Below are 26405 nucleotides of genomic sequence, written 5' to 3'. Positions count from 1 at the left end.
AGTGTGTTTCCCATCACGGAGTGACCGCAATGCCCAGCCCACTGCGCCCGGAACGCCGCCGGTTCCCCCTGCATGTGCACATCAGCGTGATGTTCACCTTTCTGCTGTTGCTCACGGGCGTGGTGCTCGGTCTCTTCAACTATCGCCAGACCACCCAGATCATCCTCGCCAGCAGCGAGAAACTGTTCAATCGCATCGAGCAGGATGTGCGCCTGGACCTGCAGAACACCTATGAGCCGATCCGCCATCTCCTGAGCCTTTTGGCGGACAGCCCCGCAACCCGCGCCGCCAGCCTCGAAGCGCGCATGGCGCTGCTCAGGCCGTTCAGCCAGGCGCTCACGGACAACCCGGACCTGGCCTCGCTGTACCTGGGTTACGGCAACGGCGATTTCTTCATGGTGCGCCCCCTGCGCACCGACGGGCTGAAGGCCTTGCTCAAGGCGCCGGAGGCGGCCGCCTACCAGGTCTGGAGCATCGAGCGCGACAGCGCCGGCAAGGCCCGCTCGCAATCGCTGTTCTTCGATCGCGCCCTGAAACCGGTCGGCCGCCAGGACAACCCCGACGATCCCTACGACCCCCGCGAACGGGCCTGGTACGTCAGCGCCACGCAGCAGACCGGGCAGATCACCACTGAGCCCTACGTGTTTTTCTCCACCCGCCACGTCGGCACCACCCTGGCGCGGCGCAGCGGCGTGAACGCCGTGATCGCCGCCGACCTCACGCTGGCGGCGCTCTCGGCGACCTTGAGCAAGCACGTCGTGACGCCTGCCACCCAGGTCGTCCTGTTCGACGCCGCCGGCAACGCCGTGGCCTACCCGGACAGCGCCCGCCTGATCGTCGACGACCGCAGCGCGCGCCTGGCCAAGGCCGCCGACCTGAGCCCGGGCCTGCACGCGCTGCTGAACGGCGGACAACGGGGCAACCGCCTGGAGGCCGACGGCCGGCAATGGATCGTCGCTCGCAGCAACCTGGCCGAAGGCGGCCCCAAGGGCCTGCAACTGGCGTTGCTGGTGCCGGAGGACGAACTGTTGGCCGATGCCTACCGCATGCGCTGGCAAGGTGCGCTGATCACCCTCGCCACTCTGCTGCTGTGCCTGCCGCTGGGTTGGCTGACGTCGCGGATTCTGGTCAAGCCGCTGCATGCGCTGGTCAGGGAGGCCGATGCGATCCGCAGCTTCGATTTCGGTTTCCCGCTGACCCGCCGCTCTCCGGTGCTGGAGGTCGACCAACTGAGCCTGTCGATGGCGCGCATGAAAGATACGCTGGCCAGCTTCTTCCGCATCACCGACAGCCTGACCGCCGAAACCCGCTTCGCGCCGCTGCTGCAACGGGTGCTGTTCGAGACGGTGCAGATCGCCCAGGCCCAGGGCGGCTTGATCTATCTGCGCGAAAACGACGGCAACCGGGTAGAGCCTGCCGGGCTGGTGCTCGACGGGGTCACCCAGACGCTGGCCAGGTTCGGCATCCTCGGCCGCCAGTTGGACTCGGCCCACAACCCGGCCTGGTTTGCGCAACTGGCCCAAGCCGACAATGTGGTGAGCGACCTCGGTTTCGAGCAGGCCGAAGACCTGCAGAAAGTGCTGCTGGCCATGTCGGCACCGCGGGTGCACCTGATCGGCATCCGCCTGCGCAACCGGCACAACGAGACGGTCGGCCTGCTGGTCCTGCTGGTGAACGACAGCGGCACCGCCGCCGACCGGGAAAAACTGCGGCCCGACCGCATCGCCTTTCTGCAGGCGGTGTCTGGCGCCGCGGCCGTGAGCATCGAAAGCCAGCGCCTGCAAGCCAGGCAGAAACAACTGCTCGACGCCTTCATCCAGTTGCTCGCCAGCGCGATCGACGCCAAGAGCCCCTACACCGGCGGGCACTGCCAGCGGGTGCCGGAACTGACCCTGATGCTCGCCCACGCCGCCGCGGCGAGCCAGGCGCCGGCGTTCAGCGGCTACCGGCCGAACGAAGACGAGTGGGAAGCACTGCACATCGCTGCCTGGCTGCACGATTGCGGCAAGGTCACCACGCCCGAATACGTGGTGGACAAGGCCACCAAACTGGAGACCCTCAACGACCGCATCCACGAAGTCCGCACCCGCTTCGAGGTGCTCAAGCGCGATGCCTGGATCGCCTATTGGCAGGCCTTGGCCCAGGGCGGCGACGAAGCGCAGCTGGCCGGCCTGCGCGATGCCGCACTGGCCGGGCTGGATGACGAGTTTGCGTTCGTCGCCCGCTGCAACCTCGGCGCCGAGGCCATGGCCGAAGAAGACCTGGCGCGCCTGGCAAGCATCGCCCGGCGCACCTGGACGCGCACGCTGGATGACCGCCAGGGCGTGTCGTGGGAAGAGAACCGGCGCCAGGAGCGCACGCCCGCGCCGACGCTGCCAGTCAGCGAGCCGCTGCTGGCGGACAAGCCCGAGCACTTGCTCGAACGGGCCGACAGCGAGCTGATCGCCGAAGACAATCCCTGGGGGTTCAAGATGGAAGTGCCGCGCCACAAGTACAACCGCGGCGAACTCTACAACCTGAGCATCCCCCGGGGCACCCTGACCCGCGAGGAACGCTACGTGATCAATCACCACATGGTGCAGACCATCCTGATGCTCAGCCACCTGCCCTTCCCCGGGCACCTGAGCAATATCGCGGAGATCGCCGGCGGCCACCACGAGAAGATGGACGGCACCGGTTACCCGAAACGCCTCAAGCGCGAGGAAATGAGCCTGCCGGCCCGGATGATGGCGATCGCCGACATCTTCGAGGCGCTCACGGCCGCCGACCGCCCCTACAAAAAGGCCAAGAGCCTCAGCGAAGCGCTGGGCATCATGGCCACCATGTGCCGGGAGGCGCACATCGACGCCGACCTGTTCGGGCTGTTCATCGGCGAAGGCATCTACCTGCAATACGCCCGGCGCTTCCTCGATCCCCGGCAGATCGACGCGGTGGATCCTGCCGGCCTGCTGCGCAAGGCAGGCCTGGCGGCCTGATCAGCAGTCGGTCAGGCGCAGGAAAATATCGGCCAGACGCTCGATGCCTGCCTGATCCGCGACGCCGAAACGCGAAAGTTTCGGGCTGTCCAGGTCCAATACGCCGATCAGGCGCCCGTCCTTGACCAGCGGCACCACCAGTTCGCTGTTCGACGCGCTGTCGCAGGCGATGTGGCCGGGGAACGCATGGACGTCCTCGACGCGCTGCGTCTGCCGGCTGGCCGCCGCCGTGCCGCACACGCCCCGGCCGAACGGGATGCGCACGCAAGCGATCTGGCCCTGGAACGGGCCGAGCACCAGCTCTTCGTTGCGGTTGAGGTAGAAGCCGGCCCAGTTCAGGTCATCGAGCTGGGTGAACAGGAACGCCGAGAACTGCGCGGCGTTGGCGATGAAATCGCGCTCGTCCGCCAGCAGCGACTCCAGTTGCGCGGCCAACAGGCCGTAGCCTTCAAGACCCTGGCCGCTCTGCTGCAAATCAATCATGCCTTGTGCTCCAACAATTTCAGTCCCACCCAGTAACGGGCGAATTGGTACGCGCAACGTCCGTTGCGGTTGCCGCGGCCGGTGGCCCAGCGCACGGCGAGGATGTCCAGCGCTTCGTCGCGCTGCCAGGCCAGCCCGGCCTTGGCGGCCAGTTGGCCGATCCAGTGCTCGACGACGTCGAGAAAGTGTTCCTGGGTGAACGGATAGAACGACAGCCACAGGCCGAAACGGTCCGACAGGGCGATCTTGTCCTCAACCGCTTCGCTGGGGTGAAGCTCGCCTTCGACGCGCTTCCAGTTTTCGTTGTCGCTTTCCTTTTCCGGCACCAGATGGCGACGGTTGGAGGTGGCGTACAGCAGCACGTTGTCCGGTGCCTGCTCCAGGGAGCCGTCCAGCACGCTCTTGAGCACCCGGTAGTCGCCTTCGCCGGCCTCGAACGACAGGTCATCGCAGAACAGCACGAAGCGCTGCGGCAGTTTTGCGATCTGCTCCACCACCCGCGGCAGGTCCGCCAGGTGATCGCGCTCGATCTCGATCAGCCGCAACCCGGCCCCGGCATACTCGGCCAGCAGCGCCCGCACCAGGGACGACTTGCCGGTGCCGCGCGAACCCCAGAGCAACGCATGGTTGGCGGGCATGCCGTCGAGGAACTGACGGGTGTTCTGCCCCAGTTGCTCCAGTTGCCGCTCGACCCCGATCAGGTCGGACAGGCGCATGTCGAGGCTGACCTCCAGCGGCAGCAGAAAACCGCTGCGGCCGTCGCGTTGCCAGCGCGCCGCCAGGCAGGCGTTCCAGTCGATGACGGGGCGCGGCGCCGGCAACAGCGGCTCGATCCGCGCCAGAACCGACTCGGCACGCTCAAGAAAGGCATTCAATCGGGAATCCACGTCTTTTCCTCGGGCTCGTTCACAGAGATGATGGCGATGCAGCGATGCGCGTCCTACAACGTTCGAGCCCCGCTCCTGGCCTTGTCACAAGGCGACTCGGGAACCCTGGTATCCATACATGATCGACTATGCTTGAGCAGCGAAGGGAAACGGAAGTGATTCAACACCCCATGGATATCAAATTCACCCACCGGCTGTCATACAAGCAAGCCAGGCTCACCGTGCTGGTCGGGTTCATTCTGGGCACGCTGCTCAGCCTGCTGCAGATCGGCATCGATTATGCCAGCGAAGACGCCTCCATCAACCGCGAAATCCTGTCGCTGCTGGAAATCAGCCACAACCCGGCGTCGCGCATCGCCTACAACATCGACGCCGAACTGGCCCAGGAGCTCACCCTCGGCCTGCTGCGCTCGCCGGCCATCATTTCCGCGCAGTTGACCGACAACAACGCCAACGTGCTGGCCAGCGTCAAGCGCCCGGAGTTCCAGAGCGGCTACCGGATGGTCAGCGACTTCCTGTTCGGCGCCAAGCGCCGCTTCGAAGACCGTCTCTACCTCGACCACTTGCCCAACGAGTCCCTCGGCACCCTGAGCCTGGAAGTGGACACCTACGCGTTCGGCAGCCGCTTCCTGCGCCGGGCCGAAGTCACCCTGCTCAACGGCTTCGCCCGCAGCCTGATCCTGACCGGCATCCTGCTGGCGCTGTTCTACGTGATGCTGACCAAACCGCTGGTGCGGGTGATCCGCGAGCTCAGCGGCCGCGACCCGCGCAGCGCCCAGCCCAAACCGCTGGAGTGCCCGAACGGGCACGGCAACGACGAGATCGGCGTGCTGGTCGGGGTCGCCAACCAACAGTTCGAGAACATCGCCACGGAGATCCAGCAGCGGCGCAACGCGGAAAACCGCCTGACCGACTACCTCGCCCAGCTGGAAGACATCGTCTCGGCCCGCACCGCCGAGCTCAAGGCGATCAACAACCGGCTCAGCCAGTCCAACCAGGAACTGGAAGTGGCCCGCAGCACCGCGCTGGACATGGCCGAAGCGCGCTCGGCGTTCCTCGCCAACATGAGCCACGAGATCCGCACGCCGCTCAACGGTTTGCTGGGCATGATCGCCTTGTCCCTCGACGGCCCCCTGAGCGCCGAACAGCAGCAACAGCTGTCGATCGCCCACGACTCGGGCAAGGTGCTGGTGGAACTGCTCAACGATATCCTCGACCTGTCGAAGTTCGACGCCGGCCAACTGGAGCTGGAGAACATCCCGTTCGACCTCGGCTCGCTGATCGAGGACACCGCCAACCTGCTGTCGCAGAACGCGGCGCCGAGCGTCGAGCTGACCTGCCTGATCGACCCGCACTTCCCCGCGCTGGTGCTGGGCGACCCGACCCGGGTGCGGCAGATCGTCAGCAACCTGCTGTCCAACGCCCTCAAGTTCACCCGCTTCGGCCGGGTCGATGTGCGCCTGACCACCCACAAGGACGGCGTGCGCATCGAAGTCTGCGACACCGGCATCGGCATCGCCCGGGAAGCCCAGGTGAAGATCTTCCAGCCGTTCACCCAGGCCGGCGCCGGCATCACCCGGCAGTTCGGCGGCACCGGCCTGGGCCTGGCGCTGACGCACAACCTGTGCGAAGCCATGCAAGGCCGCCTGACGATCAGTTCCGAAGTCGGTTTCGGCAGCCAGTTCTGCGCCGAACTGCCGCTGCCCTGCCACACCCGCGCCGTGGCGCCGGCGCCGCTGCACGGCAAGGTGCTCGCCATCACGGCCGCCAGCAGCGGTCTGGCGGAACTGCTGAACAACCTGCTGCCGACCTGGGGCCTGGCGTACGAGCGGCGCTCGATCGAGGATTCGCTGCTGGGCCTGTCGCCCGACGTGCTGATCACGGACTGTCCGGAGTGCCTGTTCGGCCTGCGTCCCACCCTCAACGCCCCGATCCTGCTGGTGACCGCCTACGGCAGCTTCATGCCCTCCGAAGAGGCCGCCGCCCTCGCGCCGCTGCAGCAGCAAGGCCGCCCGTTGGCCCGCAACGCGCTGTATCAGACCCTGCGGCGGATCCTGCAGCCGAACGTCGCCACCCTCGACGAGGCCCGCCTGGAGACCCTGCCGACCCAGCGACGCGGCCGCGTGCTGCTGGTGGAGGACAACCCGGTCAACCAATTGGTGGCCAAAGGCATGCTCGGCAAGCTCGGCTGCGATGTCGTGGTGGCCGCCCATGGCGCCGAAGCGCTGGACCAACTGGAGAACGATGCGTTCGACCTGGTGCTGATGGACTGCAACATGCCGGTGATGGACGGCTACGAGGCGAGCCGGCAGATCCGCCGCAGCGGTCGCTGGCCCCATCTGCCGATCGTGGCCCTGACCGCCAACGCCATGTCCGAGGAGCGCGAGCGCTGCCGGGCGGCGGGGATGAGCGACTATCTGGCCAAACCGTTCCGCCGCGAGGAGCTGGCGGCGCTGCTGGACCAGTGGATACCGACTATGACGCCGATTTGATCAGGCCCAGCAGCTGATCGAGGCCGTCGCGCAGTTCGCCGAGCCGGTCCAGGTCGACCCCGCTGTCGCACAGCAGCCGCGCCTTGAGCGGCCCGACCTGCTCGCGCAGCGCCTGTCCGGACGGCGTCAGGCTCAGGTGCACCTCGCGCTCGTCCCGCGCCGAACGCCGGCGCTGCACCCACTGCAATTGCTCCAGACGCTTGAGCAGCGGGGTCAGCGTGCCGGAGTCCAGCGCCAGGCGCTCGCCCAGCGCCTTGACGGTCGGCTGTTCGGGCGCCTGGTCCTGCCACTCCCACAGCACCAGCATCACCAGGTACTGCGGGTAGGTCAGGCCGAGTTCATCGAGCATCGGCCGGTAGGCGCGGATCACCGCCCGGGAGGCGGCGTACAGCTTGAAGCACAACTGGGTGTCGAGCTTCAGCGCGTCGGCGGGCAGGTCGGTCATTTGAGCAGGTCTTCGATCTCGCGGCGCAGATCCTGCGGCTTGGTGGCCGGGGCGAAGCGCTTGACCAGGCTGCCGTCCTTGCCGATCAGGAACTTGGTGAAGTTCCATTTGATGCCCTGGGAGCCCAGCACCCCCGGCGCACGCTTCTTGAGCTGCACGAACAACGGGTGCGCAGCGGCGCCGTTGACGTCGATCTTCTTGAACAGCGGGAAACTGACGCCGTAGTTCAGCTCGCAGAACTCACTGATCGCGCCTTCGTTGCCCGGCTCCTGCTTGCCGAACTGGTTGCACGGGAACCCCAGCACCACCAGGCCGCGGTCCCTGTAGCTCTGCCACAGTTCCTCCAGCCCTTTGTACTGCGGGGTGAACCCGCACTTGCTGGCGGTGTTCACCACCAGCACCGCCTTGCCGGCGAAATCGGCGAGGGTCTTCTGCTCGCCCTTGATGGTGGTGCACGGGATGTTCAGCAGGCTGTCGCTCATGGTGCGCACTCTTGAAAGTTGAGGAGCGGTAAAAGTAGCGATCAATTGAATTGCGTGCAATTTAATTTGCCGAACGGCGACCCGCGGATCGCCGACGACACCTACCCGCGCGGCACCAGATCCAGGCACACCGAGTTGATGCAGTAACGCAGCCCGGTAGGCGGCGGACCGTCGGGGAACACATGGCCCAGATGCGCGTCGCAGCGGGCACACTTCACTTCGGTGCGGATCATGCCGTGGCTCGTGTCGCGGATCTCGACCATGGCGCTTTCGCCGATCGGCGTGTAGAAGCTGGGCCAGCCGCAGCCGGAGTCGAACTTGGTCGTCGAATCGAACAGCGGCTCCTTGCAGCAGACGCATTGGTAGACGCCAGCGGTCTTGGTGGCGTTGTACTTTCCGGAAAACGGTCGCTCGGTGGCGCTCAGGCGGCACACATTGAACTGCTCGGGATCGAGCATCGCACGCCATTCCTCCAGGTTTTTTTCGATCTTTTCCATCATCACACCTCAGCGGCTGAAAAAGCCCGATCTGTACCTTTTCCACGGATCGGGCGGCACGTATGATTGCGCCTCGTCACACGCCAGTCTGGCAGCGGGTTCCTGCGCATTCAAACGAAATCCGGAAACCGCCGCCCAGAATGCCTTCCTGTGCGAAGACGCAGGAATCCCAGTCCGGTTGTCCACCCGCCGCCTGGATCGTTCATTTTCGGGATCACATCGCCATGCAGTTCAGCAAATCGAACAAGCTCGCCAACGTCTGCTACGACATTCGCGGCCCGGTGCTCAAGCACGCCAAACGCCTGGAAGAGGAAGGCCACCGCATCCTCAAGCTGAACATCGGCAACCCGGCGCCCTTTGGTTTCGAAGCGCCGGACGAAATTCTCCAGGATGTGATCCGCAACCTGCCGACCGCCCAGGGCTACAGCGACTCCAAAGGCCTGTTCAGCGCGCGCAAGGCCGTCATGCAGTACTACCAGCAGAAGCAGGTCGAAGGCGTCGGCATCGAAGACATCTACCTGGGCAACGGCGTTTCCGAACTGATCGTGATGTCGATGCAGGCGCTGCTCAACAACGGCGACGAAGTGCTGGTGCCGGCCCCGGACTACCCGCTGTGGACCGCCGCCGTGAGCCTGGCCGGCGGCAATCCGGTGCACTACCTGTGCGACGAAGGCGCCGACTGGTTCCCTGACCTGGCCGACATCAAGGCCAAGATCACCCCGAACACCAAGGCCCTGGTGATCATCAACCCGAACAACCCCACCGGCGCGGTGTACTCCAGGGAAGTGCTGCTGGGCATGCTGGAACTGGCGCGCCAGCACAACCTGGTGGTGTTCTCCGACGAGATCTACGACAAGATCCTCTACGACGACGCCGTGCACATCTGCACCGCATCGCTGGCGCCGGACCTTTTGTGCCTGACCTTCAACGGCCTGTCCAAGTCGTACCGCGTGGCCGGTTTCCGCTCCGGCTGGATCGCCATCTCCGGGCCCAAGCACCACGCCCAGAGCTACATCGAAGGCATCGACATGCTGGCCAACATGCGCCTGTGCGCCAACGTGCCGAGCCAGCACGCCATCCAGACCGCCCTGGGCGGCTACCAGAGCATCAACGACCTGGTGCTGCCGCAAGGCCGCCTGCTGGAGCAGCGCAACCGCACCTGGGAACTGCTCAACGACATTCCGGGCGTCAGCTGCGTCAAGCCGATGGGCGCGCTGTACGCGTTCCCCAAGATCGACCCGAAGGTCTGCCCGATCCACAACGACGAAAAGTTCGTCCTCGACCTGCTGCTGTCCGAAAAGCTGCTGGTGGTGCAAGGCACGGCGTTCAACTGGCCGTGGCCTGACCATTTCCGCGTCGTCACCCTGCCGCGGGTCGATGACCTGGACATGGCCATCGGCCGGATCGGCAACTTCCTCAAATCCTACCGGCAATGACCGGCGCTCCGCTGCGCAACGCCCCGAACGTTGCGCATTGACGGATTCAGCAACACTTCTGCGTCACCCGCCCCCAAACAGCTTCTAGACTTGCGATGCGCACCGGCCATGCACGGCCGGTGCCGCGTCGGCGGGTGGCCGTCGTCCGACGCCCAAGCGATGACGGATGACGGAAAACGCGGCGAACGTCGCGGAATCCGCTGTAGGACACAGTTTGAAATAGTCACCCGGTTGAATCGCCAGGTGCCGCACCTTATATACCCCGCAGTACGCTACATCTTTAGCTTGAGGAGATTTCTACAACCATGATGCGCATCCTGCTGTTCTTGGCCACTAACCTGGCGGTCGTGCTGATAGCCAGCATCACCCTGAGCCTGTTCGGCTTCAACGGGTTCATGGCGGCCAACGGGGTTGACCTCAACCTCAATCAGCTGCTGGTCTTCTGTGCCGTCTTTGGTTTCGCCGGCTCCCTGTTCTCGCTGTTCATCTCCAAGTGGATGGCGAAGATGAGCACCGGCACCCAGATCATCAGCCAGCCGCGCACCCGGCACGAGCAGTGGCTGCTGCAAACCGTCGAGCAACTGTCCCGGGAAGCCGGGATCAAGATGCCCGAAGTCGGGATCTTCCCGGCCTACGAGGCCAACGCCTTCGCCACAGGCTGGAACAAGAACGACGCGTTGGTGGCCGTCAGCCAGGGCCTGCTGGAGCGTTTTTCGCCCGATGAAGTGAAGGCCGTGCTGGCCCACGAGATCGGCCACGTCGCCAACGGCGACATGGTCACCCTGGCGCTGATCCAGGGCGTGGTGAACACCTTCGTGATGTTCTTCGCCCGGATCATCGGCAACTTCGTCGACAAGGTCATCTTCAAGAACGAAGAAGGCCAGGGCATCGCCTACTACGTGGCGACCATCTTCGCCGAACTGGTGCTGGGCATCCTGGCCAGCGCGATCGTGATGTGGTTCTCGCGCAAGCGCGAATACCGCGCCGACGAAGCCGGCGCACGCCTGGCCGGCACCAGCGCGATGATCGGCGCCCTGCAACGCCTGCGCGCCGAACAAGGCCTGCCGGTGCACATGCCCGACACCCTGAACGCGTTCGGCATCAACGGCGGCATCAAGCAGGGCCTGGCCCGCATGTTCATGAGCCACCCGCCGCTGGAAGAACGCATCGACGCCCTGCGTCGTCGCGGTTGATTCCCACGCGACAACAGAAAGGCCCGCAGCGATGCGGGCCTTTTTTTGATCCGGTTTCCCCTTCGGCTGAGGCGAGCTGTTCGTCGGGTCAGGCAACGCCCCCCTACCGGCCGGAAACCCGATACACCCTTTCCTCAAGCCGCGTCACCCCGGCCTGCACAAACTTCCAGCTGTCCCCCAGCACGTCCTGCTCCTCCAGCATCCGCACCTGCCATGCGTCACCCAAAAGGCGCTGCACTTGCGCGTCCGCCACCGCAAACGGCGGCCCGGGCATCTGCGCCTGGTCGTAATCCAGCGTGATCAGCAGCCCTTGCAGCCCCGCCGGCAGAATGGCCTGCAGATGCGCCGCATAGCGCTCACGCATCGGCGCAGGCAAGGCGATCAGCGCCGCCCGGTCATACAGTGCGGCGCAGTCCGCCACGTCCTGCGCCGTCAAGGCAAAGAAATCCCCGCACATCAACTCGATCGCACCGGCCCGGTAGACCTTGAAGGCGCCCTCCTCGCTGACCTGGGGCTGCAACCGTTGCTCGCTGAAAAAGTCCTCGACGGCCTTCTGCGACAACTCCACACCCAAGACCCGATGACCACGCCCGGCCAGCCACAGCAAATCGAGGCTCTTGCCGCACAAGGGCACCAGCACACGCCCCTGCGGCGGCACGGGCAAATCCGGCCAGTGCCGCTGCAGATACGGGTTCACCTGCGACAGATGAAAACCGATCTGATTGGACTCCCACTTCTTGTGCCAAAACTCGGGCTGCATGGATCACTCCCAAAAAATCGATAAGAACGCGTTAAAACTTATATTAGATTTAGATCAATGATCTGAATGAAGATGAGCCCATCTTAACGCTCAGGAACCCCTTCATGCTTCCAAGCCTGTTCATTTCGCACGGCTCGCCGATGCTCGCGCTCGAGCCCGGCGCCAGCGGCCCCGCCCTCGCGCGACTGGCCGCCGACATGCCCCGGCCCAAGGCCATCGTCATCGTTTCCGCCCATTGGGAAAGCCATGATTTGCTGGTCGCCAGCCATCCGCAGCCGGAAACCTGGCATGACTTCGGCGGCTTCCCCCGCGCCCTGTTCGAGGTGCAGTACCCGGCACCGGGCCATCCGCAACTGGCCGGCGAAGTCGCCGAACGGCTGATCGCCAACGGCCTGCCCGCCCGCCTCGACCCGCAACGTCCGTTCGACCATGGCGTGTGGGTGCCGTTGTCGCTGATGTATCCGCAGGCAGACATACCGATCGTGCAGGTGTCTTTGCCCACCCGCGGCGGCCCGGCGCTGCAGACCCGGGTCGGCCAGGCGCTGGCCGGCCTGCGCGCAGAAGGCATCCTGCTGATCGGCTCCGGCAGCATCACCCACAACCTGCGCGAACTGGACTGGCATGCCGGCCCGGACAGCGTCGAACCCTGGGCCCGGGACTTCCGCGACTGGATGATCGACCAGCTGGCGGCGGACGACGAGGCCGCGCTGCACGATTACCGCCGGCAGGCGCCGAATGCGGTGCGCAGCCACCCCAGCGACGAACACTTGCTGCCGCTGTATTTCGCCCGTGGCGCCGGAGGCAAGTTCAGCGTTGCCCATCAGGGCTTCACCATGGGTGCGCTGGGCATGGACATCTATCGCTTCGGCTGACCGCAGGACCGCGTCGCGGCGTTCGCGAACCGGCTTGCTCCCACAGCGGTTCGGCATGCACGCAGACCCGAACCGCAGGCAAAAAAATCCCCGAACCGGTCGGGGATTTTTTTGTGCGATCAATCAGCCCGCAGGCCGATCAATCTTCGCGGTAGCGACGCAGTTTCAGCTGCTTGCCTGCAACGCGAGTGTCCTTCAGCTTGGCCAGGAGACGATCCAGGCCTTCTTCCGGCAGCTCGACGAGGCTGAAGCTGTCACGCACCTGGATGCGACCGATGGCGTCACGCGCCAGGCCACCTTCGTTGAGGATGGCGCCCAGCAGGTTCTTGGCCGCGATACCGTCACGCGCGCCCAGCGCGGTACGGCAACGGGCACGGCCTTCGCCCAGCGGCATCGGCGCACGACGCTCGCGGTCGCCGCGGTCCGGACGCTCGCCACGGTCAGGGCGCTCGCCGCGCGGTGCGCTGTTCGGCACCAGCGGACGCTCCTTCTCGATGGCCGCCAGGTTCAGCGCCTGACCGTTGGTGGCCTTGCGCAGCAGGGCGGCAGCGAGGGCACGCGGGCTGCAACCGATGTCGGCGGTCAGACGATCCAGCAGATCGCCATGAGTCGCTTCGGCATCGGCCACCAGCGGCGCCAGGCTGTTGGTCAGCTTCTTGATGCGGGCATCGAGAATCGCCGGGGCGTCCGGCAGGCGCACTTCGGCCACTTTCTGGCCGGTCACACGCTCGATCACCTGCAGCATGCGGCGCTCGCGCGGCGTCACCAGCAGCAGCGCACGACCTTCGCGACCGGCACGGCCGGTACGGCCGATACGGTGCACGTAGGATTCCGGATCGTACGGCATGTCCACGTTGAACACGTGGGTGATGCGCGGCACGTCCAGGCCACGGGCGGCGACGTCGGTGGCGACGACGATGTCCAGGCGGCCGTCCTTGAGCGAGTCGATCACGCGCTCACGCTGGTTCTGGGCGATGTCGCCGTTCAGCGCCGCGGCCTTGTAGCCTTTGGCGTCGAGGGCGCTGGCCAGGTCCAGGGTCGCTTGCTTGGTGCGCACGAACATGATCAGGGCATCGAAGTCTTCCACTTCCAGCAGGCTGAGAACGGCGGAAGTCTTCTGGTCGGCGTGAACCAGCAGGTGAGCCTGCTCGATCGCGGTGACGGTCTGGGTCTTGCTCTGGATCTTGACGTGCTTCGGATCCTTGAGGTGACGCTCGGCGATCGCACGGATCGACTGCGGCAAGGTGGCCGAGAACAGTACGGTCTGGCGGGATTCAGGCATGGCCTTGAAGATGACTTCGAGGTCGTCCATGAAGCCCAGTTTGAGCATTTCGTCCGCTTCGTCGAGAACCAGGTGGTTCACGGTGGCGAGGACTTTTTCGTCGCGACGCAGGTGGTCGCACAGACGGCCCGGGGTGGCGACAACGATCTGTGCGCCGTTCCGGATGGCTTTCAGTTGCGGGCCCATCGGCGCACCGCCGTAGACGGCCACAACAGTCACGCCCGGCATTTGCTTGGCGTAGGTTTCGAAAGCGGTTGCAACTTGCAGCGCCAACTCGCGGGTTGGGGCCAGGATCAGAGCTTGCGGCTCGCGCTTGGACGGATCGATGCGGTGCAGGATAGGCAGGGCAAAGGCAGCGGTCTTACCGGTACCGGTTTGCGCCTGGCCAATCATATCGTGACCGGCGAGGATGATCGGGATCGACTGCTGCTGAATGGCCGAAGGCTCTTCATAGCCGGTGGCGACTACTGCAGCGACAATATTGGGATGAAGTTCAAGAGCGGCGAAGCCGCCGATTTCCTGGGTCATGGGTCTGCCTCAAAGTGCATCCGCAAAGACCCATGCTCCAAAGCTGCACATGCCGTGTTGAGACTCAAGAGTCGCCCTGGCAGCTTTGTCGGCGGGGATTTGCGAAAACGAATGGATGGAAAAAAGAGTCGTCAGGAAGAGCCCGCAATGCGGACGAGCACCCGAATCTGACTTCGGGAATGCGCTACCTGGACGAGGCCCTGTTAAAGGCCGGCGCGCACTATACCGGAATTTGCCCAAAAGTGGAGCTTTTTTTGTCGGCCCGACAGGTTTGTCACCGCGATGTAACGGGGTTTTGCGGATAATCCGGCGAAGGTCTATTTTTCCAAAGGCCCGGCCCTGCGGGCGATGACGCTTAAACGATTCACCTACCTGCGGCACGTGGTCGCTGCCCCCCTCTCTTTCCCGTCCGAGGAAATTCCCATGAATCAGCCCGCCGCCGGTCGCGTCAGCCGTGAACGACTCGGACACGTGTACCTGATCGGCCTGGACCGCGCCGCCAAGCGCAATGCCTTCGACCTGGATCTGCTCAATGACCTGAGCCTGGCCTACGGCGAATTCGAGGCCGACGCAGACGCCAGGGTGGCGGTGGTGTTCGGCCATGGCGAGCACTTCACTGCCGGGCTCGACCTGGCCAATGCCAGCGCCGCCCTCGCCCAGGGCTGGCAGGTGCCCGGCGGCGGTTGCGACCCGTGGGGCGTGTTCGCCGGCCCCAGGGTCAGCAAACCGGTGATCGTCGCGGCCCAGGGCTACTGCCTGACCATCGGCATCGAGCTGATGCTCGCCGCCGACATCAACCTGTGCGCCAGCAACACCCGGTTCGCGCAGATGGAAGTCCAGCGCGGGATCTTTCCGTTCGACGGTGCGACGTTGCGCTTTCATCAGGTGGCCGGCTGGGGCAACGCGATGCGCTGGCTGCTGACCGGCGACGAGTTCGATGCCCATGAGGCGCTGCGCCTGGGCCTGGTGCAGGAGGTCATGGCCAGCGAAGACCTGTTGCCCCGGGCCATCGAACTGGCCGAGCGGATTGCCCGACAGGCGCCTTTGGGGGTACAGGCAACGCTGATGTCGGCGCGCCAGGCCCGTTATGATGGCGAGACGGCGGCGGCCCAAGGGTTGCCGCCGCTGGTGAAGAAGCTGCTGGCCAGCGAGGATGCCCGGGAGGGCGTGCGGTCTTTGGTGGAGCGGCGGGCCGGGGTCTTCAAAGGGGTCTGATGGTGCGGCGCCTGTAGATCCGTCATCGCCAGCAGGCTCCCGCAGGGGGCCGCGGCATCCCGCAGGGCTAAGTCGCCGGACGAATCGCGTTGATCAACGACTGCAACGAATAACCCAGCTTCGGCAACAGCGCTTCGGCCCGTGCGGTCAGCGCCGGCAGGTTCAGTTCCTGCTCAAGGTCCGCCGGGACGATCAGGATCACGTTGCCCTCCTTCACCGGCAGCTCCCAGTAATGCCGGTGGTAGAGGCCGCGCAGCAACGCCGCGCCCAACGGCTTGCCGTCATCGGTGGCCCACTGGTTGATCACCAGCCAGCCGCCGGGGTTGAGGCGTTTCTGGCAGTCGCCGAGGAAATTCCAGGCCAGGTGCCCGGCGCCCGGGCCGACGTCGGTGTACAGGTCGACGAAGATCAGATCCGCCGGTTCGGCGGTGGGCAACAGTTCCAGGGCATCGCCCACGCGGATGTACAGGCGCGGATCGTCATCCAGCCCCAGGTATTCGATGGCCAGGCGCGGCACGTCCGGGCGCAGCTCGATGGCCTCGACGTCTTCAAGCGGCAAGAACTTCAGGCAGGCCTGGGTCAGCGTGCCCGCGCCCAGCCCCAGGAACAGCGCACTCTCCGGCTGTTCGTGGCACAACGCGCCGATCAGCATCGCCCGGGTGTAGTCGTACTCCAGCCAGCTCGGGTCGGCGGTGAACACGCAGCTCTGCTCGATGGCATCGCCGAACTCCAGAAAGCGGTAGTCGGCCACTTCCAGCACGCGGATCACGCCAAATTCGTCCTGCACTTCGGCGAGCAACCGCTCGACGCGCTCCTCAGTCATTTCATCTCCTGGCGGTCACCGGGCGCGGTGACGCGATGGCACCCGTGCGGCGCCGTGGCAAAGCGGCGATTGTCGGCCAATCGGCAGGAGCAGGTCACGCACTAATTGCTGCTACCATGGGCGTCCGTGCGTAGACCCCTAGAGACCGTGATGAGCCAACCCTGGAGCCCTGACAGCTGGCGCGCCCTGCCGATCCAGCAACAACCCCGCTACCCCGACGCCGCGCACCTGCGCCAGGTCGAGCAGACCCTGGCCAGCTATCCGCCGCTGGTGTTCGCCGGCGAGGCCCGCGAATTGCGCCGCCAGTTCGCCGAGGTCACCCAGGGCCGGGCGTTCCTGCTCCAGGGCGGCGACTGCGCCGAAAGCTTCGCCGAGTTCTCGGCTGCGAAGATCCGCGACACCTTCAAGGTGCTGCTGCAGATGGCGGTGGTGATGACCTTCGCCGCCGGCTGCCCGGTGGTGAAGGTCGGGCGCATGGCCGGCCAGTTCGCCAAGCCCCGCTCGTCCAACGACGAAACCCTCGACGGCGTGACCCTGCCGGCCTACCGCGGCGACATCGTCAACGGCATCGGCTTCGACGCCGCCAGCCGCGTGCCGGACCCCGAGCGCCTGCTGCAGTCCTATCACCAGTCCACCGCGACCCTCAACCTGCTGCGCGCCTTCGCCCAGGGCGGTTTCGCCGACCTGCACCAGGTGCACAAGTGGAACCTGGACTTCATCGCCAACTCGGCGCTGACCGAAAAGTACAGCCACCTGGCCGACCGCATCGACGAAACCCTGGCCTTCATGCGCGCCTGCGGCATGGACAGTTCGCCGCAACTGCGCGAAACCAGTTTCTTCACCGCCCACGAGGCGCTGCTGCTGAACTACGAAGAAGCCTTCGTGCGCCGCGACAGCCTGACCAACGACTACTACGACTGCTCGGCGCACATGCTGTGGATCGGCGACCGCACCCGTCAGCTCGACGGTGCCCACGTCGAGTTCCTGCGCGGGGTGAACAACCCGATCGGGGTCAAGGTCGGCCCGAGCATGGATCCGGACGACCTGATCCGCCTGATCGACGTGCTCAACCCGGACAACGATCCGGGCCGCCTGAACCTGATCGCCCGCATGGGCGCCAACAAGGTCGGCGACCACCTGCCGGCGCTGATCCGCGCCGTGCAGCGTGAAGGCAAGCAGGTGCTGTGGAGCTCCGATCCGATGCACGGCAACACGATCAAGGCCAGCAGCGGCTACAAGACCCGCGACTTCGCGCAGATCCTCGGCGAGGTGAAGCAGTTCTTCCAGGTGCACCAGGCCGAAGGCAGCTATGCCGGCGGCATCCACATCGAGATGACCGGGCAGAACGTGACCGAATGCATCGGCGGCGCGCGGCCGATCACCGAGGACGGACTGTCGGACCGCTACCACACCCATTGCGATCCGCGGATGAATGCCGATCAATCGCTGGAGCTGGCGTTCCTGATCGCCGAGACGCTGAAGCAGGTGCGTCGCTGAGGCCTCGGGCCGTCTTTGACCGGGCCGCCCCCTTCGTCGGATCAACCGCCATCCAATACGGACAGTGCCTGCCGCAACCTGCCGGCACTCTCCCGCCGGCAATTGAGCTGCACCCGCTCAAGCCCCAGCCAACCCGCCAGCGCCTTCAGGTTCAGCGCCAAGGCCTGCATCCCCGCCTCATCCAGACCGCTTTCCTCTTCGTGCACCGCATGCACCGCCAACTGCCCCAGCGCCCGCTCCGCCCGCAGGTCCACCCGCGCCGCGATCCGCTCGTCATGCAGGAACGGCAGCACGTAGTAGCCATAGACCCGCTTGTGCTGCGGCGTGTAGATCTCCAGCCGATAGCGGAAACCGAACAGGCGCTCGGTGCGGCTGCGTTCCCAGATCAGCGAATCGAACGGCGACAGCAGTGCAGCGGCGCCGACCTTGCGCGGAATACGGGGCTCGGGCAGGCAATAGGCGGTTTGCCGCCAGCCCTCGACTGCGCAGGAGAGCAACTGGCCGGCCTCGACCAGTTCCGCCAGACGCGGCCGGGCGTCCGCCGGGTTCAGGCGGAAGTAGTCGCGCAGATCCTTTTCCGTCGCGACCCCCAGTGCCTGGGCGGCGTGCAGCAGCAAGCCCCGTTGCGCCTCGGCCTCATCGGGCAGCGGCTGCTGCAGCACCGAGCCCGGAATCACCCGCTCCGGCAAGTCGTACAAGCGCTCGAAGCCACGCCGGCCGGCGACGGTGACTTCACCCGCCGCGAACAGCCACTCCAGCGCTTGCTTTTCGGCGCTCCAGTCCCACCACGGGCCGGCCTTTTCCTGGCGGGTCGACAGGCTGCCCGCCCCCAGGGCGCCCTGCTCTTGCACCGAGGCCAGCACCCGACGGATAGTGTCCTGCTGCTCACGCCCGAAGCGCGCCAGCTGCTGATAGATATCCTCGCCGCGCCGCGCCCGCTGCATGCGCCAGCCCATCAACGGGTACATCGACAGCGGCAGCAACGAGGCCTCATGCCCCCAGTACTCGAACAGCGTGCGGCGACGCCCCGAACTCCAGGCGGCCTGGTCGAGCAAATCGGCGGAATAGGAACCCAGGCGGGAAAACAGCGGCAAGTAGTGCGAGCGCACCACCGCGTTGACGGAATCGATCTGCAGCAGGCCCAGCCGTTCGATCAGCCGGTTGAGGTGCTGCGCCTTGACGGCCGGCGGCTGGCGCCCGTGGAATCCTTGGGCGGCCAGCGCCAGGCGTCGGGCCTGTTTGAGGGAAAAGGACAGTGTCGCGGGCATGAACGTCTCCTTGTCTGCTCGCAACCTACCTCACCTGAAAGTGGTTTGTGTAGCGTCCCCCGAATCCCCGTCATCATTTGTGCATCGGATCGTCCCAGAACGGCCGCACCGCTTCGTGTTCGACATCGGCACGGCTGACGCCGATGTCCTTCAGCGCTTCGTCGCTCAGGCCGGCGAGCAGCTCGCGCTCGCGGTGCAGCTCGTACCAGCGGCTGAACTTGTGCAGCAGATCGGAAACGAGATGGCCGGACACTTTTTCGTCGCTTACATATTCGCTTTGACCTTTCATCGTGTTGCCCTCCTTTAGGGATGGCTTCAGTCTCGCCCCGGGTCTACGATCAATCCAACGAATGTTTCTGATGGCATGCATCTCGGAGATTGATGAATGTCCGCCTACCCCAGTATCGATACCGATGTCCTGCGCACCTTCGTCGCGATTGCCGATCAGGGCGGCTTCACCCGCGCCGGCGAAATGGTCAACCGCACCCAGTCGGCGGTGAGCATGCAGATGAAGCGCCTGGAGGAAGACGTGCTGCAGCGCCAGCTGTTCGAGCGCGACGGCCGGCAGGTGCGCCTGACCGCCGAGGGCCAGGTGCTGCTGGGCTACGCCCGGCGCATCCTCAAGCTGCACAGCGAAGTGTTCAACACCCTGCGCGAACCGCACATGGTCGGCACCGTGCGCATCGGCACCCCGGATGACTACGTGATGCGCTTCCTGCCGGGGATCCTGTCGCGCTTCGCCCAGTTCTATCCGCTGATCCAGATCGAGGTGCATTGCGAATCGACCAGGCAACTGCTGCAGCGCACCGACCTGGACCTGTCGATCGTCACCCGCGAGCCGGGCAGCGAGATCGGCCAGTTGCTGCGCAAGGAGCGCTTCGTCTGGGCCGAGGCGCAGAACTTCAGCGCCCACGAACAGACGCCCCTGCCGCTGGCGATGTTCAACAGCGACTGCTTCTGCCGCCTGTGGGCCTGCAACGCGCTGGACGCCATGGGCCGCGAATACCGCATCGCCTACAACAGCACCAGCCTGTCGGCGCTGATGGCGGTGGTGAGCGCCGGGCTGGCCATCACCGCACAGCTGGAAAGCCTGATCACCCCGGACATGCGCATCCTCGGCGCCGACGAAGACCTGCCGCTGCTGCCGGAGGCCAGCATCATGCTGATCCGCAACCTCAACCACCCGTCGCCGATCACCGAGTGCCTGGCCGAGCACATCGTCGAAGGCTTCAAACTTTAAGGGCGAGCATCACCGCGCTCAGCACCAGGAAACCGCAGAACAGCCCGCGCAGCAGCTTTTCCGGCATCGCGTGGGCGATGCGCACGCCCCAGCTGATGCTCAACAGCCCGCCCGCCGCCAGCGGCAGGCCGATCATCCAGTCCACTTCCCGGTGCGCCGCGTAGGTCACTAGCGTGACCCCGGTGCTCGGCAGCGCCAACGCCAGCGACAGGCCCTGGGCGACCACCTGGGTGGTGCCGAACAGGCTGGTCAGCACGGGGGTCGCCACCACCGCCCCGCCGACGCCGAACAGGCCGCCCATGGTGCCGGAGGCCGCGCCGAGCACACCCAACCACGGCCATGAATAGCGCATCCCGGACGTCGTCGCCGCTTTGCCGCCGAACATCCGCAGCACATTGTAGGCCGACAGCGCCACCAGGAACGCCACAAAGCCGATGCGCATGGTCTGCGCGTCGATCCGCACCGCCCAGACCGATCCGATCCAGGCAAAGCAAAATCCCATCACCGCCAGCGGCAACGCGTGATGCAGTTCGATGCGGTTGCGCTGATGGTAGCGCCACAGCGCCAGCATCACGTTGGGCACCACCATCACCAGCGCCGTGCCTTGGGCCAGTTGCTGATCGAGCCCGAACCAGGCGCCGAGCAAAGGAATGGCGATCAGGCCACCGCCGATCCCGAACACTCCGCCCAATGTGCCCAGGGCGGCGCCAAACAGCAGGTACAGCAGAAACTCGATCACAGCAGTACTCCTCTTACGTCATGGGGCTCATCCTACGCAGTCGGTGCTGGCTCGGAAACGCACAGCAACGCACAATGGCTGTGCCAAATTCGCAAAGGCAACGCCCCCCATGAACCCCAATCAATTGACCGAACAACTCGGCCTGTTTCTCGATGTGCTGGAAAGCGGCAGTTTTTCGGCGGCGTCCCGGCGCCATCCGCTGACCCCCTCTGCCGTGGCGCGACGCATCGACAGCCTCGAAGCAGCGGTGGGCAGCCAATTGTTCATCCGCAGCACCCACGCCGTGCGCGCCACGCCGGCCGGGCTGGCGTTTGCCGAACGGGCGCGGCGGATCGTCGCCGAACTGCGCCTGGCCCGGGCCGAGGCAGTGTCCCTGAGCAGCGCGCCGGAAGGCCTGATCCGGGTCGATGCCCCGGCGGCGTTCGGCCGCCGGCACCTGGCGCCGGTGATCGCCGATTTCCTGGTGCTGTACCCGGGCCTGGACGTTCAACTGCACCTGATCGACAGCTTCGTCGACATGCACGGCTCGAACCTGGGCAAGGTCGATCTGGTGCTGCGCGCCGGGCAACTGGCCGACACCCGGCTGGTCGCCACGCCCCTGGCGAGCATGATGCGCATCGCCTGCGCCAGCCCCGCCTACCTGAAACGCCGGGGCATGCCGAGCGAGCCCGCGCAACTGAGCGAACACGACGGTCTGGACTGGGACGGCCTCGCCCCGCCCTTCGCCTGGCGCTTCGAGCATGAGGGGAAAATGCAGCTGCACCGGCCCGGCCGGATCCGCATGAGCGCCAACAACGCCGAGGCGCTGGTGTGCGGCGCCCTGGCCGGCCTCGGCATCGCTCACCTGCCGACCTGGCTGGCCAGCGAATACCTGCTGCGCGGCGAGTTGCTGCCGCTGTTCTGCGAACACGGTTTGCCCAAACCGGAACCCGCCGTGATCTATGCCTTGCGCCTGGCGCAGCAGGCCAGTTCACGCAGCCGCCTGCTGCTGGAGTACCTCAAGACCCGCTTCAGCCCCGTGCCGCCCTGGGACCTGGCGCTGCAACGGGAGCTGGGCCGGCACTGAACGATGCCGCGCCCGGCCAGATTTGTGTGGCGCATTAAAGGTTCGGGCGCTAGATTCATCCGATCACCGATCAAGGCTTTGACATGAACACCGACCGCACCACCGACCTCTGCGAAGACCTGCTGCTGGACAACCAGGCCTGCTTCGCCCTGCATTCCACCTCGCTGATGATGACCAAGGTCTACAAGCCCTTGCTGCAAGCGCTCGGCCTGACCTACCCGCAATACCTGGCGATGATGGTGCTGTGGGAAAAGGACGGTCTGACCGTCGGGGAAATCAGCGCACGCCTGCTGACCGATCCGGGCTCGCTGACCCCGCTGCTCAAGCGCCTGGAAGGCGAAGGCCTGCTCAGCCGCACCCGCAGCCGGGAAGACGAGCGGGTGGTGATCGTCGAACTGACCGCGCAGGGCCGCGCCCTGCGCGAACAGGCCCGCACCATTCCGCAGTGCATCCTCGGCGCCAGCGGCTTTTCGCTGGAGCGCCTGCAACACCTGCAGGCCGAACTGCAGGCGCTGCGCAGCCACCTGCAAGGCAGCCTGAGCTGAATCCCCCCTTCCCTCCTGTCGGAGCGAGCCTGCTCGCGATTGCGGTCAGACATTCAGCCTTTCCGTGACTGAACCACCGCCATTGCGAGCAGGCTCGCTCCTACAGGGGCTGCGTTTCGCCCGGCTGCGAAAAATATTTTTGCCTCCTGCCTCACCATAAAAATCCTTTCACATCAAAAGCTTCCGCTCCATCAACGGGGTGTTTCCATGATTCGCGCGGGCCTTTTCGAAAAAATTATCTTGCGCACTAAATATTTGAGCGATACATTCACCTCGCACTTAGTTAACGCGCAAACAATTAGCGCAACAAACCACACTCGAAGAGGCTCACACCATGCAAACTCTCTACACCGCAATCGCAACCTCCACCGGCGGCCGTGACGGTCGTGCGATCTCCAGCGACAACATCCTCGACGTCAAGCTGGCCACCCCGAAAGAACTCGGCGGTGCCGGCGGCGCGGCCACCAACCCTGAGCAACTGTTCGCCGCCGGCTACTCGGCCTGCTTCATCGGCGCCCTGAAATTCGTCGCCGGCCAGACCAAACGCAAGATCCCGGACAACGCCTCGATCACCGCCCATGTCGGCATCGGCCAGATCCCCGGCGGCTTCGGTCTGGACATCGACCTGCACATCAGCCTGCCGGGCCTGGAACAGGCCGACGCGCAGAGCCTGGTCGACGCCGCACACCAGGTCTGCCCGTACTCCAACGCCACCCGCGGCAACGTCGACGTACGCCTGCACGTCACCGTCTAACCCCAGACACCCAAGGCCCGAACACAGGAAACGAACATGAACGCTTTCAGCAAAGTCTTGACCGGCACCCTTCTCGCCCTGTCCGTCCACAGCGCGTTCGCCGGTGATGTCGAACACAACACCCAGGCGTTCCTCGATGCGCTGAACGCCGGCAACGGCAAGCCGATGGAACAGATGACGCCGAAAGAGGCCCGCGCCGTGCTGGTGGGTGCCCAGGCCGGCGTCAAGCTGACGCTGCCGGCGGCCGATGTGAGCCAGAAGACCATCCAGGTCGACGGCCAGCCGCTGAGCCTGACCATCGTCCGGCCAGCCGGAGTCAAGGGTGAGCTGCCGGTGTTCATGTTCTTCCACGGCGGCGGCTGGGTGCTGGGGGACTTCCCGACCCACGAACGCCTGGTGCGCGACCTGGTGGCCGGGTCGGGGGCGGTGGCGGTGTTCGTCAACTACACCCCTTCGCCGGAAGCGCATTACCCGGTGGCGATCAACCAGGCCTACGCCGCCACCAAATGGGTGGCCGAGCACGGGAAAGAGATCAACGTCGACGGCAAGCGCCTGGCCGTGGCCGGCAACAGCGTCGGCGGCAACATGGCGGCCGTGGTCGCGCTGATGGCCAAGGACAAGGGCACCCCGGCCATCCGCTTCCAGGCGCTGCTGTGGCCGGTGACCGACGCCGGCTTCGACACCGGTTCCTACAACCAGTACGCCGAGGGGCACTTCCTCACCCGCAACATGATGAAGTGGTTCTGGGACAACTACACCACCGACGCCAAGCAGCGCAACGAGATCTACGCCTCTCCGCTGCGGGCCACCACTGCGCAACTCAAAGGCCTGCCGCCGGCGTTAGTGCAGACCGCCAGCGCCGACGTGCTGCGCGACGAAGGCGAAGCCTACGCCCGCAAGCTGGACGAGGCCGGCGTGCCGGTGACGGCCGTGCGCTACAACGGCCTGATCCACGACTACGGTTTGCTCAACGTGGTCAGCCAGGTGCCGGCGGTTCGCTCGGCGATGCTTCAGGCTTCGGAGGAACTCAAGCAACACCTGAAGTGAAGCTGTAGGAACAAGCCCGCTTCCACAATGGGCAGGCACAAAAAAACCCGACTCGATGGTCGGGTTTTTTTGTGCGACACGACAGCAGAATTACTTCTTGCTGCGACCCTTGAAGGAGTTGTCGCGGGTGTCGATATCGATCCACTCGTCGATTTCGATGAAGTCAGCAACCTGGATCTCGGTGCCGTTCTTCAGTTTGGCAGGCTTCATCACCTTGCCCGAGGTGTCGCCACGAGCGGCGTTCTCGGTGTAGACGACCTGACGGCTGATGGTGGTCGGCAGTTCTACCGATACCAGGCGGCCTTCGAAGAACACGGCTTCGCAGACGTCTTCCATGCCTTCTTCGATGTACGGCAGCACGCTTTCGATGTCTTCGGCGTTCAGCTCGTACATGGTGTAGTCGGTGGTGTCCATGAACGTGTAGGAGTCACCGCTGATGAAGGACAGGGTGGCTTCTTTGCGGTCCAGGATCACGTCGTCCAGTTTGTCGTCCGCACCGTAAACGGTTTCGGTCTTGTAACCGGTCAGCAGGTTCTTCAGCTTGGTCTTCATGATCGCGCTGTTACGGCCCGACTTGGTGAATTCAGTTTTCTGAACCAGCCAAGGATCGTTGTCGATACGGAGCACGGTACCGGGTTTGAGTTCTTTACCAGTTTTCATTGCGAATATCCGAATTTGGATGGGATGTACAAAAATCTAGGCCGCGTATCATAGCCAATTTCGGTAAAACTGTACCAGCGCCGTGGCAAGATCGGCCTGCAAGGCCTGTTCCAGAGACCAGGATTGGGCGTGCCGCTGCAGTTCCGCCCAGTGTTTGCGGGCCGCGAGCCAGTGCTGTCCGATGGGGAGTCCGGCGCTCCACGCCCGCCAAAGACCGCCTGTCGCCTCGGCCGCGCCCGACGAAAGGCCCTTCGTGTAGAGCGCCAGGAACGCGTCGAGCTTGTCCAGGTGAATGTCTTCTTCCTGCTGGTAAATGTGCCACAGCATCGGCCGTCCCGCCCACTGCGCCCGGACGAACGAGTCCTCCCCGCGCACCGCATTGAAGTCGCAGCACCAGAGCAAGCGGTCGTATTGGTCCTGACGCACGAACGGGATGACCTGCACGGTCAGCGACCCGCGCACCTGCAAGGCGCCCGCCGTCAGCGCGTCCGCCCCGAGCCACCGGGCGACGTCGCCCAGGATCCGGCCTTCCGGCACCAGCAAGTGGGTCGGCCGGGCATCGGCGGCCAGCACATCGAGCCAACTGGCCAGGCCGGCGTTTTCGTAGGCGAACAGTGAAATGAGCTGTGAGCCGGGCGCCGGATCAATCCCCAGTTCCTGCAGGAATGTTCGCTGGGCTGCGGGATCCTGCTGAAACGCCTGACGCCGCTCGATCAGCCCCTGCTCGCGCAACAACCCGCCGGTGCCTGGCTGGAACCCCGGAAAGAAGAAGAACTTCTGCACCGACCTGTACTTCACCGACGGCAACCCGTGGCATCCGACCACCCAGTCTTCGGCGCTGAGGTAGTCGAGGTTCATCCACAGCGGCGGCTGTTCCCGTTCGGCCATGGCGTCCATGTACGGGCCCGGCAACTGACAGGCAAACGCGGCGATCACCACATCGGCCGCATCCGCCCCGACCCACTCCTGGGGCCAATGCCGCACCTCGACGCCCTGTTGCCGCTGCTGCGCGAGGCCTGGTTCGATTTCCGGGCAGAGGCGCTCGAACGCCCGCAGGTCATCGACCCACAGGCGCACCGCCACGCCGTGCTCGGCCACCAGTTGCCGGGCCAGGCGCCAGGTCACGCCGATGTCGCCGTAGTTGTCGACCACGGTGCAAAAGATGTCCCAGCGGGTGTTCGTTGCCGCCATCAGAAGCTCCCGTTGGCAAAAGCGCCGA

25 protein-coding genes are annotated in these 26405 nt (G+C 65.2%); 12 read left to right on the top strand and 13 right to left on the bottom strand.

Translation table 11 applies throughout. From position 1 onward, the window contains the following. Positions 1 to 29 precede the first annotated feature (29 nt). On the top strand, positions 30 to 2975 hold the full coding sequence (locus KVG96_RS05715; RefSeq protein ID WP_217891166.1) for an HD domain-containing phosphohydrolase: 2946 nt from the start codon (positions 30 to 32) through the stop codon (positions 2973 to 2975). Here the strand turns inward: KVG96_RS05715 and KVG96_RS05710 are convergent, their stop codons facing one another. Beyond that, positions 2976 to 3458: a GAF domain-containing protein gene (locus KVG96_RS05710; protein ID WP_217891165.1), complete on the bottom strand. Its 483-nt coding sequence runs from the start codon at positions 3456 to 3458 to the stop codon at positions 2976 to 2978. Then, the gene (locus tag KVG96_RS05705) at positions 3455 to 4345 is read right to left on the bottom strand and encodes an ATP-binding protein (protein ID WP_217891164.1); all 891 of its coding nucleotides are present in this window, start codon (positions 4343 to 4345) and stop codon (positions 3455 to 3457) included. Before KVG96_RS05705 ends, KVG96_RS05710 begins: the two co-directional genes overlap by 4 nt. Positions 4346 to 4515: 170 nt before the next feature. On the opposite strand from KVG96_RS05705, the gene KVG96_RS05700 reads away from it, so the two are divergent. Then, positions 4516 to 6837, top strand: a complete 2322-nt coding sequence (locus tag KVG96_RS05700) for a hybrid sensor histidine kinase/response regulator (RefSeq protein ID WP_217891163.1) — start codon at positions 4516 to 4518, stop codon at positions 6835 to 6837. Here KVG96_RS05700 and KVG96_RS05695 read toward each other — a convergent pair. The 3 genes from KVG96_RS05695 to msrB form a co-directional block, all read right to left on the bottom strand. Next, positions 6821 to 7282 (bottom strand): MarR family winged helix-turn-helix transcriptional regulator, encoded by a 462-nt coding sequence (locus KVG96_RS05695; protein ID WP_217891162.1) that lies wholly within the window; start codon positions 7280 to 7282, stop codon positions 6821 to 6823. The genes KVG96_RS05700 and KVG96_RS05695 overlap by 17 nt on opposite strands. Beyond that, positions 7279 to 7764, bottom strand: a complete 486-nt coding sequence (locus tag KVG96_RS05690; protein ID WP_085577965.1) for a glutathione peroxidase — start codon at positions 7762 to 7764, stop codon at positions 7279 to 7281. Before KVG96_RS05690 ends, KVG96_RS05695 begins: the two co-directional genes overlap by 4 nt. Before the next feature lie 101 nt (positions 7765 to 7865). Further along, complete coding sequence (gene msrB / locus KVG96_RS05685; RefSeq protein ID WP_217891161.1) at positions 7866 to 8261, bottom strand: peptide-methionine (R)-S-oxide reductase MsrB; 396 nt, start codon at positions 8259 to 8261, stop codon at positions 7866 to 7868. A 224-nt stretch (positions 8262 to 8485) separates the two neighbouring features. Here msrB and KVG96_RS05680 point away from each other — a divergent pair, with 224 nt between their 5' ends. Together KVG96_RS05680 and htpX are read left to right on the top strand one after the other, a co-directional pair. Further along, entirely contained in the window at positions 8486 to 9697 is a 1212-nt protein-coding gene (locus KVG96_RS05680; protein ID WP_217891160.1) for a pyridoxal phosphate-dependent aminotransferase, read from the top strand. A 305-nt stretch (positions 9698 to 10002) separates the two neighbouring features. Next, positions 10003 to 10890: a protease HtpX gene (gene htpX / locus KVG96_RS05675; RefSeq protein WP_085577966.1), complete on the top strand. Its 888-nt coding sequence runs from the start codon at positions 10003 to 10005 to the stop codon at positions 10888 to 10890. A gap of 103 nt (positions 10891 to 10993) precedes the next feature. Here htpX and KVG96_RS05670 read toward each other — a convergent pair whose 3' ends face one another. Continuing rightward, the gene (locus KVG96_RS05670; RefSeq protein ID WP_217891159.1) at positions 10994 to 11650 is read right to left on the bottom strand and encodes a thiopurine S-methyltransferase; all 657 of its coding nucleotides are present in this window, start codon (positions 11648 to 11650) and stop codon (positions 10994 to 10996) included. 104 nt (positions 11651 to 11754) lie between these two features. On the opposite strand from KVG96_RS05670, the gene KVG96_RS05665 reads away from it, so the two are divergent. Further along, positions 11755 to 12522, top strand: coding sequence for a DODA-type extradiol aromatic ring-opening family dioxygenase (locus KVG96_RS05665; RefSeq protein ID WP_217891158.1), 768 nt, complete (start codon positions 11755 to 11757; stop codon positions 12520 to 12522). Positions 12523 to 12661: 139 nt separating this feature from the next. On the opposite strand, the gene KVG96_RS05660 is transcribed toward KVG96_RS05665, so the two are convergent. Further along, entirely contained in the window at positions 12662 to 14332 is a 1671-nt protein-coding gene (locus tag KVG96_RS05660) for a DEAD/DEAH box helicase (RefSeq protein WP_085577969.1), read from the bottom strand. 423 nt (positions 14333 to 14755) lie between these two features. Between KVG96_RS05660 and KVG96_RS05655 the strand changes: the two genes are divergently transcribed. After that, positions 14756 to 15547, top strand: a complete 792-nt coding sequence (locus KVG96_RS05655; protein WP_217891157.1) for a crotonase/enoyl-CoA hydratase family protein — start codon at positions 14756 to 14758, stop codon at positions 15545 to 15547. Between the two features lie 67 nt (positions 15548 to 15614). On the opposite strand, the gene KVG96_RS05650 is transcribed toward KVG96_RS05655, so the two are convergent. Next, positions 15615 to 16370 carry a spermidine synthase gene (locus KVG96_RS05650; RefSeq protein WP_217891156.1) on the bottom strand — a complete coding sequence of 252 codons (756 nt, stop codon included), beginning with the start codon at positions 16368 to 16370 and terminating at the stop codon, positions 15615 to 15617. 150 nt (positions 16371 to 16520) lie between these two features. Between KVG96_RS05650 and KVG96_RS05645 the strand changes: the two genes are divergently transcribed. Continuing rightward, complete coding sequence (locus KVG96_RS05645) at positions 16521 to 17867, top strand: class II 3-deoxy-7-phosphoheptulonate synthase (protein ID WP_217891155.1); 1347 nt, start codon at positions 16521 to 16523, stop codon at positions 17865 to 17867. Between the two features lie 41 nt (positions 17868 to 17908). Here KVG96_RS05645 and KVG96_RS05640 read toward each other — a convergent pair whose 3' ends face one another. After that, the gene (locus KVG96_RS05640; protein WP_217891154.1) at positions 17909 to 19135 is read right to left on the bottom strand and encodes a winged helix-turn-helix domain-containing protein; all 1227 of its coding nucleotides are present in this window, start codon (positions 19133 to 19135) and stop codon (positions 17909 to 17911) included. A 73-nt stretch (positions 19136 to 19208) separates the two neighbouring features. Next, positions 19209 to 19424: a DUF1127 domain-containing protein gene (locus KVG96_RS05635; RefSeq protein WP_217891153.1), complete on the bottom strand. Its 216-nt coding sequence runs from the start codon at positions 19422 to 19424 to the stop codon at positions 19209 to 19211. A gap of 96 nt (positions 19425 to 19520) precedes the next feature. On the opposite strand from KVG96_RS05635, the gene KVG96_RS05630 reads away from it, so the two are divergent. Further along, the gene (locus KVG96_RS05630) at positions 19521 to 20375 is read left to right on the top strand and encodes a LysR substrate-binding domain-containing protein (RefSeq protein ID WP_217891152.1); all 855 of its coding nucleotides are present in this window, start codon (positions 19521 to 19523) and stop codon (positions 20373 to 20375) included. Here the strand turns inward: KVG96_RS05630 and KVG96_RS05625 are convergent. Beyond that, a complete protein-coding gene (locus tag KVG96_RS05625; protein WP_217891151.1) occupies positions 20365 to 21114 on the bottom strand; it encodes a sulfite exporter TauE/SafE family protein in 750 nt (249 codons plus the stop codon). The genes KVG96_RS05630 and KVG96_RS05625 overlap by 11 nt on opposite strands. 109 nt (positions 21115 to 21223) lie before the next feature. Here KVG96_RS05625 and KVG96_RS05620 point away from each other — a divergent pair, with 109 nt between their 5' ends. The 4 genes from KVG96_RS05620 to KVG96_RS05605 all read left to right on the top strand — a co-directional run bounded on the left by KVG96_RS05620 (position 21224) and on the right by KVG96_RS05605 (position 24526). Beyond that, on the top strand, positions 21224 to 22180 hold the full coding sequence (locus tag KVG96_RS05620; RefSeq protein WP_217891150.1) for a LysR family transcriptional regulator: 957 nt from the start codon (positions 21224 to 21226) through the stop codon (positions 22178 to 22180). Between the two features lie 83 nt (positions 22181 to 22263). Then, on the top strand, positions 22264 to 22725 hold the full coding sequence (locus tag KVG96_RS05615) for a MarR family winged helix-turn-helix transcriptional regulator (RefSeq protein ID WP_217891149.1): 462 nt from the start codon (positions 22264 to 22266) through the stop codon (positions 22723 to 22725). Positions 22726 to 23059: 334 nt separating this feature from the next. Continuing rightward, on the top strand, positions 23060 to 23479 hold the full coding sequence (locus tag KVG96_RS05610; protein WP_085577979.1) for an organic hydroperoxide resistance protein: 420 nt from the start codon (positions 23060 to 23062) through the stop codon (positions 23477 to 23479). 36 nt (positions 23480 to 23515) lie between these two features. Beyond that, entirely contained in the window at positions 23516 to 24526 is a 1011-nt protein-coding gene (locus KVG96_RS05605; protein ID WP_217891148.1) for an alpha/beta hydrolase, read from the top strand. Between the two features lie 90 nt (positions 24527 to 24616). Here KVG96_RS05605 and efp read toward each other — a convergent pair whose 3' ends face one another. Then, positions 24617 to 25186, bottom strand: a complete 570-nt coding sequence (gene efp, locus KVG96_RS05600; RefSeq protein ID WP_085577981.1) for an elongation factor P — start codon at positions 25184 to 25186, stop codon at positions 24617 to 24619. 48 nt (positions 25187 to 25234) lie between these two features. Beyond that, the gene (gene earP / locus KVG96_RS05595) at positions 25235 to 26377 is read right to left on the bottom strand and encodes an elongation factor P maturation arginine rhamnosyltransferase EarP (RefSeq protein ID WP_217891147.1); all 1143 of its coding nucleotides are present in this window, start codon (positions 26375 to 26377) and stop codon (positions 25235 to 25237) included. Positions 26378 to 26405 lie beyond the last annotated feature (28 nt).

Source organism: Pseudomonas ekonensis, assembly GCF_019145435.1.
GTDB classification, from domain to species: domain Bacteria; phylum Pseudomonadota; class Gammaproteobacteria; order Pseudomonadales; family Pseudomonadaceae; genus Aquipseudomonas; species Aquipseudomonas ekonensis.
Note: the sequence above shows the minus strand (reverse complement) of the source record. Positions and strands in the feature narration are given on the sequence as shown.